This window comes from Nocardioides sp. 503 (assembly GCF_004522095.1).
Taxonomy (GTDB): domain Bacteria; phylum Actinomycetota; class Actinomycetes; order Propionibacteriales; family Nocardioidaceae; genus Nocardioides.
This window is the reverse complement of sequence record NZ_SPUI01000002.1, coordinates 411,701-425,480: the sequence shown is the minus strand read 5'-3', so window position 1 is coordinate 425,480 and position 13,780 is coordinate 411,701. Positions and strand designations below refer to the sequence as shown.

The window sequence follows — 13,780 nt, the reverse complement described above, 5'->3', positions numbered from 1 at the left end:
TCAGTCCGGCCCCCGGACCGGGAGGGGTGGGGTCAGCCGCGACGGACCGGGTCGGCGGCCTCTTCGTCGAGGGTCGGCACGGCGTCGACCGCCTTGGCCATGGCGTCGCCGAGCCAGGGCGCGGCCGGCACCTGCTCCCCGCGGTGCGGGAACGCGACGTAGGTCAGGACCAGGACGCACAGGACCAGGATCGCGGCCATGACGATGACGATGGTGAGCACGACGAAGATCTCCCGAGGATGTGGCTGATGGGGCGGTTGGTACCCCGGGTACCACCGTGACACACCCCTGGTCGCCCGGCCGAGACGGCCTGGTCAGTCGGCGGGTCGCACCAGGGTTCCGACGACGGCGCGGATCTCGTCGGGCAGCGGCGCGACGGGTCGGGCCGGGTCGGTGTTGTCGACGTAGACGTGCACGAAGCGACCCTCGGCAGCGGCCTCGTCGCTCTCGCCCTGGAAGAGCCCGATCCGGTAGATGACCGAGGAGGTGCCGACCCTGTCGACGACCAGCCCGGTCTCGATCGGCTGCGGGAAGCCCAGCTCGCGGTAGTAGCGGCACGAGGTCTCCGCGACGACCCCGATCCGCGGCAGCGAGCGCACGTCGAGGCCGGTGGCCTCGTAGAGGAAGGCGTTGACCGCGGTGTCGAACAGCTCGTAGTAGGTCGCGTTGTTGAGGTGGCCGTAGGCGTCGTCGTCGCGCCAGCGCGTGGTGACGGTGCGCCACGCCACATAGTCGGCGCGGGTGGGGCGGTCGCTCACGCCGGCTGCTCCCTGAGCCGCTGGCTGATGACCGCGGAGACGCCGTCGCCGCGCATGGTCACGCCGTAGAGGGCGTCGCCGACCTCCATCGTGCGCTTCTGGTGGGTGATGACGAGCAGCTGGGAGTTCTCCCGGAGCTCCTCGTAGATCTCCAGCAGGCGCCCGAGGTTGGTGTCGTCGAGGGCCGCCTCGACCTCGTCGAGGATGTAGAACGGCGAGGGCCGCGCCTTGAAGAGCGCGACCAGGAAGGCGACCGCGACCAGCGAGCGCTCGCCGCCGGAGAGCAGCGAGAGCCGCTTGACCTTCTTGCCGGCCGGGCGGGCCTCGACCTCGATACCGGTGTTGAGCATGTCGCCGGGCTCGGTCAGGACCAGCCGGCCCTCGCCACCGGGGAACAGCCGGGCGAAGGTCGAGTCGAAGGCCGTGCTCACGTCGGCGTAGGCCTCGGTGAACACCGCCTCCACGCGCGCGTCGACCTCGCGCACGATGTCGAGCAGGTCCTTGCGGGTGCGCTTGAGGTCCTCGAGCTGCTCGGTGAGGAACTTGTGGCGCTCCTCCATCGCGGAGAACTCCTCGAGCGCCAGCGGGTTGACCTTGCCGAGCGTGGTCAGCTCCCGCTCGGCGGTGCGCAGCCGCTTCTGCTGCTCCTCGCGGACGTAGGGGACGGGGTCGGCGAAGACGCCGTCCTCGTCGGGCGTCGTCGCCGGGACGAGCTGGGAGGGGCCGTAGTCGGCGGCGAGGCCGTCGGCGTCGAGCCCGAGCTCCTCGAGCGCCCGCTCCTCGATCTGCTCGATGCGCATGCGCTGCTGGGTGCGGGCCATCTCGTCGCGGTGGACGGAGTTGACCAGCTCGTCGTGCTCCTTGGTGAGCTGGCGCAGCGTGCCGCGCATGGCGAGGAGCTCCTGCTCGCGGCCCTTCCGTGCCTCCTCGACCTCCCGGCGGGCGAGCGTCGCCTGGTGGATGGAGACCTCGAGGCGCGACAGGACGTAGGACGTCGCGATGCCGACCGCCTCGGCGGCACGGCCCTCGCGGAGCAGCCGCTCGCGGCGCTCGGCCGCCTTGGCGCGGGACTCGCGCTCGGCGCGGGCGGCGCGGAGCAGGTTGTCGGCGCGGCCGTGCAGGGCGCGGGAGCGCTCCTCGTGGGTGCGCAGCGCGAGCCGGGCGTCCGTCTCGGCCTGGCGTGCGGCCTTGGCGGCCTCGCGCAGCCGCTCTCGCTCGGAGGTGTCGGGCTCCTCGTCGGGAGCGTCCTCGGCGGTCGCCAGCCGGGACTCGAGGTCGGCGAGGCCGGCCAGGTCCTGGTCGCGGGCGCTCGCGGCCTTCTCGATGGCCTGGGTCAGGCGGTCGGCCTCGCCCCGGGCCGAGCGCGCCTGCGAGCCGTACTGGCCCAGCTCCTCGGCCACGGCGGCGAGGGTGGCGTCGGACTCGTGGAGCTTGGCGAGGGCCACGTCGGCGCGCTTCTGCGCCTCCAGGCGCTCGCTCTCCAGGCGCGACAGGTCGAAGGTGAGGCGCTCGGCGGAGGCGATCGCCTCGGCCAGCATCGCGGCCGCCTCGTCGACGGCCGCCTGGATCTCGATCAGGCTGGGCTGGCTCGACGAGCCGCCCGCCGCGAAGTGGGCGCCGAGGACGTCGCCCTCGCGGGTGACCGCGGTGACGTCGGGCAGGTCCGCGACCAGGGACCGGGCGGTGTCGAGGTCCTCGACCACGGCGACCTTGAACAGCAGGCGGGTCAGGGCGGGGCGCAGGGTGTCGGGGCACTCGACCACGTCGACGGCGTACGACGCATGGCCGGGCAGCCCGGGCCAGGGCCGCTCGTCGGTCTCGGCCAGGCCGCCGAGCAGCATGCCGGCGCGGCCGAGGTCGTCGCCCTTGAGGTGACCGATGGCGGCCACGGCGGCACCGGCGTCGGTGACCGCCACGGCGTCGGCGGCGGAGCCGAGGGCGCTGGCGACCGCGGTCTCGTAGCCGCTCCGGACGGTGAGCAGGGCGGCGACCGAGCCCATGAGGCCCGACACCGACTCGGTGGCCGCGAGCAGCGCGCCGGCGCCGTCCTTGCGGTTGAGGCCCATCTCGAGCGCGTCCTTGCGGGCGGCGAGGGTGGAGCGGTCGCGGTCGGCCTGCTGGGCCTCCTCGCGGGTCTTGGCGAGGCGCTCCTCGACGTCGGCCAGGGCGTCGGTGGCGGCCTCGTGCTCGGCGTCGAGGCCCTCCTCCCCCGCGTCGAGCCCGGCGACCTTCGTCTCCAGGGCGGTGAAGTCGCGCTGGGCGCGGTCGGCGCGGGAGGTCGCCTCCTCGCGGGCGAGGCTGAGCCGGCCGATCTCGTCGTCCGCTGCGGCGGCGCGCGAGCGCAGCGCGTTGACCTGCCCGTGGAGACGGGCCAGGCCCTCGCGGCGGTCGGCGGCGGCACGCACCAGCCCCGCGACGCGGCGCTCCTCCTCGGCCGCCGCGTCCTCCGCCGTACGGCGTGCGGTCACGGACTGCTCGAGGCCGGTGCGGGCGACCTCGACCTCCTCGCCAATCTGCTGCTCCTGGGCGCGGACGCGCTGGGCCTCGGCCTCGAGCTCGTCGGGGTCGCGGCCCTGCTGGAGCTCGGCGTCGGCGACGCCGGCGGCGTTGCGCACTCGCTCGGCCGCCAGGGACTGGGTGCCGCGCAGGCGCTCGCGCAGCCCGTTGAGGGCGTACTGGACGTCCTGCGCGCGCTGGAGCGCCGGCAGGTCCTCGCGCAGGGCCGCCTCGAGCGCCGCCTCGGCCTCGCGGCCCTGGGCGAGCTGGGCCTCCACCTGCTCGCGACGCTCGACGAGGATCGTCTCGTCGGCCATCTCCTGCTCGAGCGCGGTGCGAGCCGTGACCAGGTCGTCGGCCATGAGCCGGGCGCGGGCGTCGCGCGCGTCGGCCTGGACTCCGGCGGCACGGCGGGCGACCTCGGCCTGGCGGCCGAGGGGCTTGAGCTGGCGGCGGATCTCGTTGAGCAGGTCGTTGAGCCGGTTGAGGTTGCCGTCGGTGGAGTCGAGCTTGCGGAGCGCCTTCTCCTTGCGCTTGCGGTGCTTGAGGACGCCCGCGGCCTCCTCGATGAAGCCGCGCCGGTCCTCCGGCGTCGCGTGCAGGATCTGGTCGAGCTGGCCCTGGCCGACGATGACGTGCATCTCGCGGCCGATGCCGGAGTCGGAGAGCAGCTCCTGCACGTCGAGGAGGCGGCACGAGGTGCCGTTGATGGCGTAGTCGGACCCGCCGCTGCGGAACATCGTGCGGCTGATCGTCACCTCGGCGTACTCGATCGGCAGCGCGCCGTCGCTGTTGTCGATCGTCAGCAGCACCTCGGCGCGGCCCAGGGGCGGGCGCCCGGACGTGCCGGCGAAGATGACGTCGTCCATCTTGCCGCCGCGCAGCGACTTGGCGCTGGCCTCGCCCATCACCCACGCGAGCGCGTCGACGACGTTGGACTTGCCGGAGCCGTTGGGGCCCACGATGCAGGTGATGCCCGGCTCGAGCTGGAGCGTGGTCGAGGAGGCGAAGGACTTGAACCCCTTGAGGGTCAGGCTCTTCAGGTACAACGCGAGACTCCATCAGTGGTCGGCGGGGCGTCTTCGTCACTGAAACGCGGGTGCGGGGGCGCCCGCCGCGGGGGAAGCTCAGCGCGGCTCACCCTACCTGCCGACCGCCCCCAAGCGCGGAACCCCGCCCTCGTCGGGCCGACGGTGCCGCCTGGGGTGTCCCGGGCGTCACTCGAGTCCCAAGATTCACCGGGTACCCGGTGAAACTCACGCGTACGGCGAAGCCGACCTCAGGCCGGCTGCATCTCCTGCAGGGCGGCGGACTCGAGGTCGATCAGGGCGGCCGCACGGGAGGCGACGAGCCGGTCGTTCTCCTCCGCGAGCCGCAGGACGAGGTCCTCGAGCTCTCCCACGCGTGCACGCAGCCGAGCGTTCTCGGCGGTCAGGCGGGGGTCTCGCAGGTCGCTGCTCAGGTAGCCGATCAGCGCCTTGGCCATGGACAGACCCTTCCGGTTCGAGTGGTGGACGGCCCACAGAGGGCCGTCTTCAAGAGTCCCACCACAACCGCGCGGGGTCAATCTGCGAGCGGCACCGCGGGGGCGACCTGGCGACGGCGGCGCGGGGCCGGCTGGCAGACCGGGCAGAAGTACGACGAGCGGTTCATGAAGGCGATCCGGCGGATCGGGGTCCCGCACCGCTCGCAGGGCTCCCCCTCGCGTCCGTAGGCGTGCAGCGAGCGGTCGAAGTAGCCGGACTCGCCGTTGACGTTGACGTAGAGGGCGTCGAACGACGTACCGCCCTGGCCCAGCGCCTCCGACATCACCTCCCGGGCGTGCCCGAGCAGGCCGCGCAGCTGCGGACCGGTGAGCCGCTCACCGGGCCGGTCGCCGTGGACCTGTGCGCGCCACAGGGCCTCGTCGGCGTAGATGTTGCCGACGCCGGAGATGAGTCCCTGGTCGAGCAGCAGCCGCTTGACGCCCGCGCTGCGGCGACGTGACCGCCGGACGAACTCGTCGTCGTCGAAGGCCGGGTCCAGCGGGTCGCGGGCGATGTGGGCGATCTCGCGAGGCAGCTCGGCTCCCCCGTCGGAGACCGAGAGCCCGCCGAACATCCGCTGGTCCACGAAGCGCAGCTCGCGGCCCTCGTCGGCGCCGTCGAGGGCCAGCCGGACGCGCAGGTGGCGCTCGTCGGGCAGGGTGGGCGGCTGCACCAGGAGCTGTCCGCTCATGCCGAGGTGGCCGAGCAGGGCGTCGCCGTTGTCGAGGGGCAGCCAGAGGTACTTGCCGCGGCGGCGGGCCGCCTCGATCCGGCGGCCGGTCAGGGCCTCGGCGAAGCCGCGGGGCCCGCGAGGGTCCCGGCGGACGGGACGCTCGTGGAGCACGTCGACGCGGGTGATGGTGGCCCCCAGGACGTGGCGCTCGAGGCCGGCCCGGACGACCTCGACCTCGGGCAGCTCGGGCACGTCAGTCGGTACCGACGACGGGCTCGGCGCCGCCCGCCGCGTCGGCGACGCCGACGGTGGCCGACAGGGCGCGCATGATCTCGCCGTAGGCGGTCTCGGCGCAGGCCTGCTCGGCCTCCTTCTTGGAGCGACCGACCCCGTTGCCGTAGATCTCCTCACCGACGCGCACGCGGGCGGTGAAGGTCTTCATGTGGTCGGGCCCGTCGTCCTCGATGAGGTACTCCGGGACGCCCAGCGCGTGCTCGGCGGTGAGCTCCTGCAGGGAGGTCTTCCAGTCCAGGCCGGCGCCCATGGCCGAGGCGGCCTCGATGAGCGGGTCGAAGAGGCGGTGCACGACCTCGGCGGAGGTGGTGATCCCGCCGCCGCTCTGGTGGATCGCCCCGATGACCGCCTCGACGGTGTCGGAGAGGATGGAGGCCTTGTTGCGCCCGCCCGTGGCCTCCTCGCCCCGGCCGAGCTTGACGTACTCGCCGAGCCCGATGGTGCGGCCGACCTCGGCGAGGGCGCGCGCGTTGACCACCGCGGCCCGCAGCTTGGCCAGGCGGCCCTCGGAGAGGTCCGGGTGGGTGACGTAGAGGGTCTCGGTCACCACGACCCCGAGCACCGAGTCGCCCAGGAACTCCAGGCGCTCGTTGGTGGGCAGGCCACCGTTCTCGTAGGCGTAGGACCGGTGCGTCAGGGCGCGCTCGAGCAGCCCGGGATCCAGGATCGGGTCACCGAGCGCTGCTCGAAGCTCGCTGTAGTCGCTCAGCGGTCTGGCGCGGTCCTCAGAGGACCTGACGGCGCTCGGCCTTCGCGCCGTACTGGCCGCAGGTGCCGCACGCACGGTGGGGCAGGTGCTTGGCACCGCAGGCGGGGTTGGCGCAGGTCACCAGGGTCGGCGCGACGGCCTTCCACTGCGAGCGACGGTGGCGCGTGTTGCTGCGCGACATCTTCCGCTTCGGGACAGCCACTGTTTTCTCCTCATACGTCGACCGGGGGCCCGGTCAGGCTCTGCCAGAACTTGGGACAGCTCAGGGTAGTCGCTGGTCAGTCTTCGTCGTGCTTCAGCGCGGTCAGGCCCGCCCATCGCGGGTCGATCGCAGCCTCGTGCGTGTGATCGGGATCATCCTTCAGCCGTGCGCCGCACTCGACGCACAACCCCGGACAGTCCTCCTCGCACAGCGGCTGGAACGGTAGTGCGAGCACCACCGCGTCCCGCAGCAGGGGCTCGAGGTCGAGCAGGTCGTCCTCGAGCATGCTGACCCCGTCGTCCTCCGGCTCCTCACCGGGGGTGACCTGGTCGTCGTAGAGGAACAGCTCCTGGAACCGCACGTCGATCTCGTCGTCGATCGGCTCCAGGCACCGCACGCACTCGCCCTCGAGCGCGGCTCGCGCCTCACCCGTGACCAGGACTCCCTCCATGACCGCCTCGATGCGCAGGTCCAGCTCGACCGGTGCACCTTCGGGGACATGGAGGACTTCGATGCCGAGATCTGCCGGCGCCGGTACCGATCGTGACACCTCGCGCTGGGACCCCGGGCGGCGGCCGAGCTCGCGAGTGTCGAGCACGAGCGGCGCTCTCGGGTCCAGGTTGCTCAGTGGTTCACTTTCTGGTTCCGGGCACAACAGATCAGAGGAGAGCGTATCCGCCCGGTCGTGGGCGGAGCAAAACGGCCCGGCGGAGGGCGCGCTCAGGCCTCGCCGGCGGCCTTGCGGGCGGCGAGCCGCTCGAGGAGGGCGGCGTTGACGAAGTCGGGGACCAGCGCCGAGACGTCGCCCCCGAACGTCGCGACCTCCTTGACCAGGCTCGAGGCCACGAAGGAGTAGGTGGGGCTGGTGGGGAGGAAGACGGTCTCGACGCCGGTGAGCGAGGCGTTCATCTGCGCCATCTGCAGCTCGTAGTCGAAGTCGCTCACCGCCCGCAGGCCCTTCACGATCGCCTGGACGTCGTTGTCCGCGCAGTAGGTCGTCAGCAGGCCGGTGAAGCCGTCGACCCGCACGTTGTCGAACGGCGCGCAGGCGCGCTCGAGCATCGCCAGGCGCTCGTCGGCGTCGAAGAGGCGGCTCTTGGACTTGTTGACCCCGACCGCGACGACGACCTCGTCGAAGAGCGCCGAGGCGCGCGCCACGATGTCGAGGTGACCGTGGGTGACGGGGTCGAAGGACCCCGGGCAGACGGCACGGCGCACGGCGGCTCCTCAGCTGCTGGGGTGGCCCGGGTCCGGGTCGTCCTGGGCTGCGTGACCGTACCAAAGCACGGTCTCGCCGTAGCGCTTCGACCGGTCGCCGACCAGGCCGTCGGGCCAGTCCGGCTCGGTGCTGCGCTTGGCGCGCTCGACGACGACCAGGGCGCCCGCCGCGAGCCAGCCGTGCTCGACCAGAGCGGCCAGGTCGGCGGCGACCGCGTCGTCGGCCAGCGGGTAGGGCGGGTCGAGGAACACGACGTCGAACGGCTCCGCCGGCGCCTGCCGCAGCGTCGCGGCGACCGAGGAGGCCCGCACGTCGGCCTGCGCGAAGCCGATGGTGCGGGCGTTGTCGCTCACCAGCGCTGCGGTGCGGCGGTCCTGCTCGACGAGGGTGACCGCCTCGGCCCCGCGCGACCAGGCCTCGAGGCCGACCGCGCCGCTGCCGGCGTAGAGGTCGAGCACGCGCAGGCCGTGGAGCGAGCCACACCAGGACTCGACCGCGGAGAACAGCGCCTCACGCACGCGGTCGCTGGTCGGGCGGGTGGCGTCACCCCGGGGCGTGGCGAGCCGGCGGCCCTTGGCACGTCCGGCGATCACTCGGGTCACGGTCGCCTCACGACTTCTCGATGAACTGGCCCTGCTGGCTCAGCTCCAGGTCGGCGACCGCGACGGCCAGCGCCGGCGAGTCGAGCAGGTCAGGGTCGCGGTCGAGCAGGGCCTCCGCGGCCTTGCGGGCCTCGAGGATCGTCTCCTCGTCGCGCAGGACGCGGAGGTTGACGAGGCCGGAGCGGCCACCGGCCTGCGACCGGCCGAGGACGTCGCCCTCACGGCGCAGCTCGAGGTCGACCCGGCTGAGCTCGAAGCCGTCGGTGGTCGAGGCGACGGCCTCGAGCCGCTCGGCCGCGGTGGGCTGCAGCATCGGGGACAGGTCGGTCACCAGCAGGCAGAGCCCGGGGTGCCCGCCACGGCCGACCCGGCCGCGCAGCTGGTGCAGCTGGGAGACGCCGAAGCGGTCGGCGTCGAGCAGCACCATGGTCGTGGCGTTGGGGACGTCGACCCCGACCTCGATGACCGTCGTGGACACCAGCACGTCGATCTCCCCGGCCGCGAAGGCCCGCATGGTGGCGTCCTTCTCGTCGGGAGGGAGCCGGCCGTGGAGGCGGGCGACGCGCAGCCCGTTGAGGGCGCCGAGCTGGAGCTCCACGACGATCTCCTCGACCGCCGCGAGCGGCGGCCGCTGGGGCTGCGGCGGGATCGGGAGCCCGTCCTCGTCGACCTCGAGCTGGTCGGTCTCCCCCTCCTCGGGCTCGTCGCCCTCGATGCGCGCGCACACGACGTAGGCCTGGTGGCCCTGCGCGACCTCCTCGCGCACGCGCTGCCAGACGCGCTCGATCCAGGCGGGGTGCTCCTGGGTGTTGACGACGTTGGTCTGGATCGGCGCCCGCCCGGCGGGCAGCTCGGTCAGCACCGAGGTCTCCAGGTCGCCGAAGACCGTCATCGCCACGGTGCGCGGGATCGGGGTGGCGGTCATGACCAGGACGTGGGGCGGCACGACGGACTTGCCCGTCAGCGCCGCGCGCTGCTCGACGCCGAAGCGGTGCTGCTCGTCGACCACCACCAGCCCGAGGTCGGCGAACATGACGTTGTCCTCGAGCAGGGCGTGGGTGCCGATGACGATGCCGGACTCGCCGCTGGCCAGCCGCGACATCGGCGCCGTCCGCTGCGACCTGGTCATCGACCCGGTGAGGAGCTCGACCGCCGTGCCCTCGGCCGGGCCGCCGAGCATGCCGCCGTGGGCGAGGTCGCCGAGCAGCGCGGTGATGGAGCGGTAGTGCTGCTGGGCGAGCACCTCGGTCGGGGCGATCAGGGCCGCCTGACCGCCGGAGTCGACGGTGCGCAGCATCGCGCGAAGCGCCACCAGGGTCTTGCCGGACCCGACCTCCCCCTGGAGGAGACGGTTCATCGGGTGCGGCTGGGCGAGGTCGGCCTCGATCTGGGCGCCCACCTCGCGCTGACCGTCCGTGAGGGTGAACGGCAGCCGCGCGTCGAACGCCGCCAGCAGCGCGCCGTCGCCGCCGGTGCGCTCGTGGGCGCCGAGCGCGCGCACCGCGCGCCGTCGGCGGCCCAGGACGAGCTGGGTCACCAGTGCCTCCTCGAAGCGGTAGCGGCGCTGGGCGCGCTGCACCTGCTCGAACTCGTCGGGGCCGTGGATCCACTCCAGCGCCGTGCCGGCGTCGACGACGTCGTAGTCCGCCAGGACGTCGTCGGGCAGCAGCTCGACCGGGGGCTCCACCACGCTGAGGGCGAAGGAGATCGCGCGCTGGAAGTCCCAGTGGTCCACGCCCTTGGTGAGGGGGTAGAGCGGGTAGAGGCCGCGCAGCTGCTCGGGGCGGATCATCTCCTCGTCGTCGCCGGGGCCGCCGAAGAGCACCATGGTCGGGTTGGTGAGCTGCCACTGGTTGTTGAACTGGCCGGCCTGCCCGATGAACAGGCCCTTGCGGCCCACCGGGAGGCGGCGCTGCTGCCACTCCGAGACGTGCTGGGACTTGGCGAAGAAGGTCATCTTCAGGCGGGGGCCGTCGGTGCGCAGCACCGTCTCCAGGCGGTAGGCCGGCTTGCCGGTGCGTCGGTCGGAGTAGGCATGCATCCGACTGTCGGAGATCTCGCCGACCACGGTGAGCATCTGGCCCACCTGCAGGTCGTCGACGCGGGTGAGCTCCCCGGTCTTGATGTAGCGACGCGGGAAGTGGCGCAGCAGGTCGCCGACCGTCTCGATGCGGAGGTTCTTGACGATCTTGTCGCGCTTGTTCTTGGCGTCGCCGAAGACGGCGGCGACCGGGGAGTCGGGGCTGATCACGCGCGACCTCTCACTCGACGGACAGCAGGAGCGGGTAGCGCTCCTGCCCACCGTCGTACACCACGACGTCGACATGCGGGTGGTGCCGGTCGACCCAGGCGGCCGCGCGCTCGGCGAGACCGTCGGCGCTCTCCCCCGCCACCAGCGTCACCAGCTCGCCGCCGCCGGCGAGCAGCCGTCCCAGCACGCCGCCGGCGACCTCGTCGAGGTCCTGGCCGACCACGGCGAAGTCGCCGGCGATCACGCCGAGCACGTCGCCCGGCTCGCACGGGCCGGCCATCGTCATCGCCTGGCGGGCCGCGATCGTCACCGCGCCGTGGCGCGCGTGGCGGGAGGTCGCGGTCATCTCCAGGACGTCCTGCTCGAAGGTGCGGCCCGGCTCGTGGACGGCCAGCGCGGCGAGCCCCTGCACCTGCGCCTGGGTCGGGATGACCGCGACGCGCACCTGCCCGTCGAGATCGGGGTCGTTCTCCACCATCTGGCCGGCGATCTGGGCCACCCGCACCGAGTCGGGGTCGTTGGGCAGGACGACGACCTCGCTGGCGCCGCACGAGGTGATGGCCTCGAGGACCTGCCCGGTCGACGGCCGGCGCCCGGGGCCGCCGTCGACCACCACGGCGCCGGCCTCCTCGAAGAGCGCGCGCAGCCCGGGTCCCGCCGCGACGGCGACGATGCGGCGCCCGTCGCGCTGGTGACCGCGGCCGTGGCGAGTGTCGGCCACCTGCTCGGCGAAGTGGGTGACACGCACGCGGTGCGGGCGCCCCGCCTCGATCCCCGCCTCGATCGCGGCGCCCACGTCGTCCACGTGGACGTGGACGTTCCACAGGCCGTCGCCGCCGACGACGACCAGGGAGTCACCCAGCCCGTCCAGCGTCGTGCGCAGCGTCGGGATCGCCGCCTCGGTGGCGTCCAGGAGGTACATCACCTCGTAGGCGGGGCCGTCGGGGCTCAGGTCGTTCTCGGGCAGGCCGCCGGTGAGCGGGATCGGGATCGCGTGGCGTCCGATCGGGCTGGTGACCGGCACCGGGCGGCGTCCGGTCAGCACCGTCTCGGCGGCGTCGAGGATCACGCTCAGGCCGCGTCCGCCGGCGTCGACGACCCCGGCGTCCTTGAGGACCTGCAGCTGCTCCGGCGTCCGGGCCAGGGCCTCGCGGGCGGCGCGGGCGGCCGCGGTGAACACGTCGCGGGCGCGCACCGTGGGGTCCGAGGCGAGCGAGACCGCCGCCTCGGAGGCGGCGCGGGCCACGGTGAGCATCGTGCCCTCGACGGGGCGCCCGACCGCGGCGTAGCTGGCCTCGGTGGCCCGGCGCAGCGCGTCGGCCATCACCTGCGCGTTGCGCTCCTGGGGCGTCGACGCGGAGATCCGGCGGGCGATCGCGCCGAGCATCTCGCTGAGGATGACCCCGGAGTTGCCCCGCGCCCCGAGCAGCGCGCCCCGGCTGAACGCCGCGAGGGCGGTGTCCCGGTCTCCCCCGGGACCCTCGGCGGCCTCGCGGATCGCGTCGCGAGCGGCCGAGACCGTGAGGTACATGTTGGTGCCGGTGTCGCCGTCCGGCACCGGGTAGACGTTGAGCGCGTCTATCTCCTCGCGCGCCCGCGCCAGCGCGTCCGTCGCGATGTCGACGAACCGGAGCACGACCGCGAGCTCGATGATGCCGCCGCGCGGGGTCTCTTCCATCGCCTGCCTAGAGTCACGGGGGTGGGTGCCCAGTCGGGTGTCAGAAGCCACAGAGTAGTGGGACGGGCACGATTTTCCGCTCGGCCGGGGTTCGGATACTCTTGTGCGGTTGCCCGCCGAGCGGGCCCCTCGTCTATCACCACTACTCAGGAGTCAATCACCGTGGCTGCCGTCTGTGACATCTGCGCCAAGAAGCCTGGCTTCGGCAACAACCGGCCGTGGTCGCGCAAGATCACCAAGCGCCGCTTCGACCCCAACATCCAGCGCGTGCGTGCCAAGATCAACGGCACCCCGCAGCGCCTCAACGTGTGCACCGGCTGCCTCAAGGCCGGCAAGGTCTCGCGCTGACCTGAAGCTCTTCCACGCACGGCCGTCACCCTCGGGTGGCGGCCGTTCGTGCGTCGTGCCTAGAAGTGGGTCCACCCCGTGGGCCCGTCGTAGGCCCCGCCGTCGACGGTGACGCCGGCGTCGCCCTCGAGGACGTCGCCGATGACGTGCCAGCCCTCGGGCACCGACGCCGCGTCGGGGAAGGTCGCCAGGAGGGCGTGGTCGTCGCCGCCGCCGAGGATGAACGACAGCGGGTCCGCGCCGGTGGCCGCACCCACTGCCACGAGCGGCTCGGGCACCTCGAAGGCGTCGCGGCGCACGTCGATGGCGACGCCGGAGTCGTCGGCGAGGTGGCCGGCGTCGGCCAGCAGCCCGTCGGAGACGTCGATCATCGACGTGGCGCCGGCCGCGGCCGCGATCGCGCCGGCGTCGTACGGCGGCTCGGGGCGTCGGTAGGCCTCGACCAGGACCCGGGGCGAGCGGAAGCCGCGGCCCAGCACGGCGAGGCCGCCGGCGGCCCAGCCCTGGCGGCCGGTGATGGCGAGCAGGTCGCCGGCCTCCGCGCCGGAGCGCACGACGGGCGCCTGCAGGCAGGCACCGATCACCGTGACGGCGATGACGACCTCGTCGGCACGGGTCACGTCTCCCCCGACGACGCTGGCGCCCACGAGCCCGCACTCGGCGGCGAAGCCGGCCGCGAACTCCAGCGCCCACTGCGCCGGCAGGTCGGGAGGAGCGGCGATGCCGACCGTCAGCGAGTGGGCGCGCCCACCCATGGCGTTGATGTCGGAGAGGTTCTGGGCCGCGGCCCGGTGGCCGACGTCCTCGGCGCTGGCCCAGTCACGGCGGAAGTGACGGCCCTGGACCATCAGGTCGGTGGACACGACCACGTGGCCGGTGCGGACCCGCAGCACGGCCGCGTCGTCGCCCGGGCCGACCAGGACGTGCTCGCCCTGGGGGAACAGCCCGACCAGCTCGGAGATGAGGCCGAACTCACCGGCGTCGGCCAAGGTCGCGTCGGGCGGGAACGTCATGCAGGCATCCC

14 protein-coding genes are annotated in these 13,780 nt (G+C 73.3%); 1 reads left to right on the top strand and 13 read right to left on the bottom strand.

From position 1 onward, the window contains the following. Nucleotides 1-32: 32 nt before the first annotated feature. The 12 genes from E4622_RS03030 to E4622_RS02975 all read right to left on the bottom strand — a co-directional run bounded on the left by E4622_RS03030 (nt 33) and on the right by E4622_RS02975 (nt 12,408). A complete protein-coding gene (locus E4622_RS03030) occupies nt 33-221 on the bottom strand; it encodes a hypothetical protein (RefSeq protein ID WP_134738592.1) in 189 nt (62 codons plus the stop codon). Nucleotides 222-314: 93 nt separating this feature from the next. Continuing rightward, nucleotides 315-758: a thioesterase family protein gene (locus E4622_RS03025; protein ID WP_134738591.1), complete on the bottom strand. Its 444-nt coding sequence runs from the start codon at nt 756-758 to the stop codon at nt 315-317. Beyond that, nucleotides 755-4,303, bottom strand: coding sequence for a chromosome segregation protein SMC (gene smc / locus E4622_RS03020; RefSeq protein WP_134738590.1), 3,549 nt, complete (start codon nt 4,301-4,303; stop codon nt 755-757). The genes E4622_RS03025 and smc overlap by 4 nt, the downstream gene beginning before the upstream one ends. Before the next feature lie 230 nt (nt 4,304-4,533). Continuing rightward, complete coding sequence (locus E4622_RS03015; protein WP_134738589.1) at nt 4,534-4,740, bottom strand: hypothetical protein; 207 nt, start codon at nt 4,738-4,740, stop codon at nt 4,534-4,536. Nucleotides 4,741-4,817: 77 nt separating this feature from the next. Then, nucleotides 4,818-5,705 (bottom strand): bifunctional DNA-formamidopyrimidine glycosylase/DNA-(apurinic or apyrimidinic site) lyase, encoded by an 888-nt coding sequence (gene mutM / locus E4622_RS03010; RefSeq protein ID WP_134738588.1) that lies wholly within the window; start codon nt 5,703-5,705, stop codon nt 4,818-4,820. Between the two features lies 1 nt (nt 5,706). Further along, nucleotides 5,707-6,456, bottom strand: coding sequence for a ribonuclease III (gene rnc / locus E4622_RS03005; RefSeq protein ID WP_134739381.1), 750 nt, complete (start codon nt 6,454-6,456; stop codon nt 5,707-5,709). Nucleotides 6,457-6,472: 16 nt separating this feature from the next. Beyond that, nucleotides 6,473-6,658, bottom strand: coding sequence for a 50S ribosomal protein L32 (gene rpmF / locus E4622_RS03000; protein WP_134738587.1), 186 nt, complete (start codon nt 6,656-6,658; stop codon nt 6,473-6,475). Between the two features lie 76 nt (nt 6,659-6,734). After that, entirely contained in the window at nt 6,735-7,256 is a 522-nt protein-coding gene (locus tag E4622_RS02995) for a YceD family protein (protein ID WP_245155853.1), read from the bottom strand. A 122-nt stretch (nt 7,257-7,378) separates the two neighbouring features. After that, nucleotides 7,379-7,876, bottom strand: a complete 498-nt coding sequence (gene coaD / locus E4622_RS02990) for a pantetheine-phosphate adenylyltransferase (RefSeq protein WP_134738586.1) — start codon at nt 7,874-7,876, stop codon at nt 7,379-7,381. A 9-nt stretch (nt 7,877-7,885) separates the two neighbouring features. Continuing rightward, entirely contained in the window at nt 7,886-8,479 is a 594-nt protein-coding gene (rsmD, locus tag E4622_RS02985; RefSeq protein WP_134738585.1) for a 16S rRNA (guanine(966)-N(2))-methyltransferase RsmD, read from the bottom strand. Between the two features lie 7 nt (nt 8,480-8,486). Further along, the gene (locus tag E4622_RS02980; protein ID WP_134738584.1) at nt 8,487-10,730 is read right to left on the bottom strand and encodes an ATP-dependent DNA helicase RecG; all 2,244 of its coding nucleotides are present in this window, start codon (nt 10,728-10,730) and stop codon (nt 8,487-8,489) included. A gap of 10 nt (nt 10,731-10,740) precedes the next feature. Next, nucleotides 10,741-12,408 (bottom strand): DAK2 domain-containing protein, encoded by a 1,668-nt coding sequence (locus E4622_RS02975; RefSeq protein WP_134738583.1) that lies wholly within the window; start codon nt 12,406-12,408, stop codon nt 10,741-10,743. A gap of 162 nt (nt 12,409-12,570) precedes the next feature. On the opposite strand from E4622_RS02975, the gene rpmB reads away from it, so the two are divergent. Continuing rightward, nucleotides 12,571-12,756: a 50S ribosomal protein L28 gene (rpmB, locus tag E4622_RS02970; protein ID WP_134738582.1), complete on the top strand. Its 186-nt coding sequence runs from the start codon at nt 12,571-12,573 to the stop codon at nt 12,754-12,756. A gap of 59 nt (nt 12,757-12,815) precedes the next feature. Here the strand turns inward: rpmB and E4622_RS02965 are convergent, their stop codons facing one another. Continuing rightward, nucleotides 12,816-13,769 carry a thiamine-phosphate kinase gene (locus E4622_RS02965; RefSeq protein ID WP_134738581.1) on the bottom strand — a complete coding sequence of 318 codons (954 nt, stop codon included), beginning with the start codon at nt 13,767-13,769 and terminating at the stop codon, nt 12,816-12,818. Nucleotides 13,770-13,780 lie beyond the last annotated feature (11 nt).

Excerpts from the sequence above, each read along its gene's own strand:
- E4622_RS02975 (WP_134738583.1), bottom strand. The coding sequence starts at position 12,408 with ATGGAAGAGACCCCGCGCGGCGGCATCATCGAGCTCGCGGTCGTGCTC.
- E4622_RS02965 (WP_134738581.1), bottom strand. The coding sequence starts at position 13,769 with ATGACGTTCCCGCCCGACGCGACCTTGGCCGACGCCGGTGAGTTCGGC.
- E4622_RS03015 (WP_134738589.1), bottom strand. The coding sequence starts at position 4,740 with ATGGCCAAGGCGCTGATCGGCTACCTGAGCAGCGACCTGCGAGACCCC.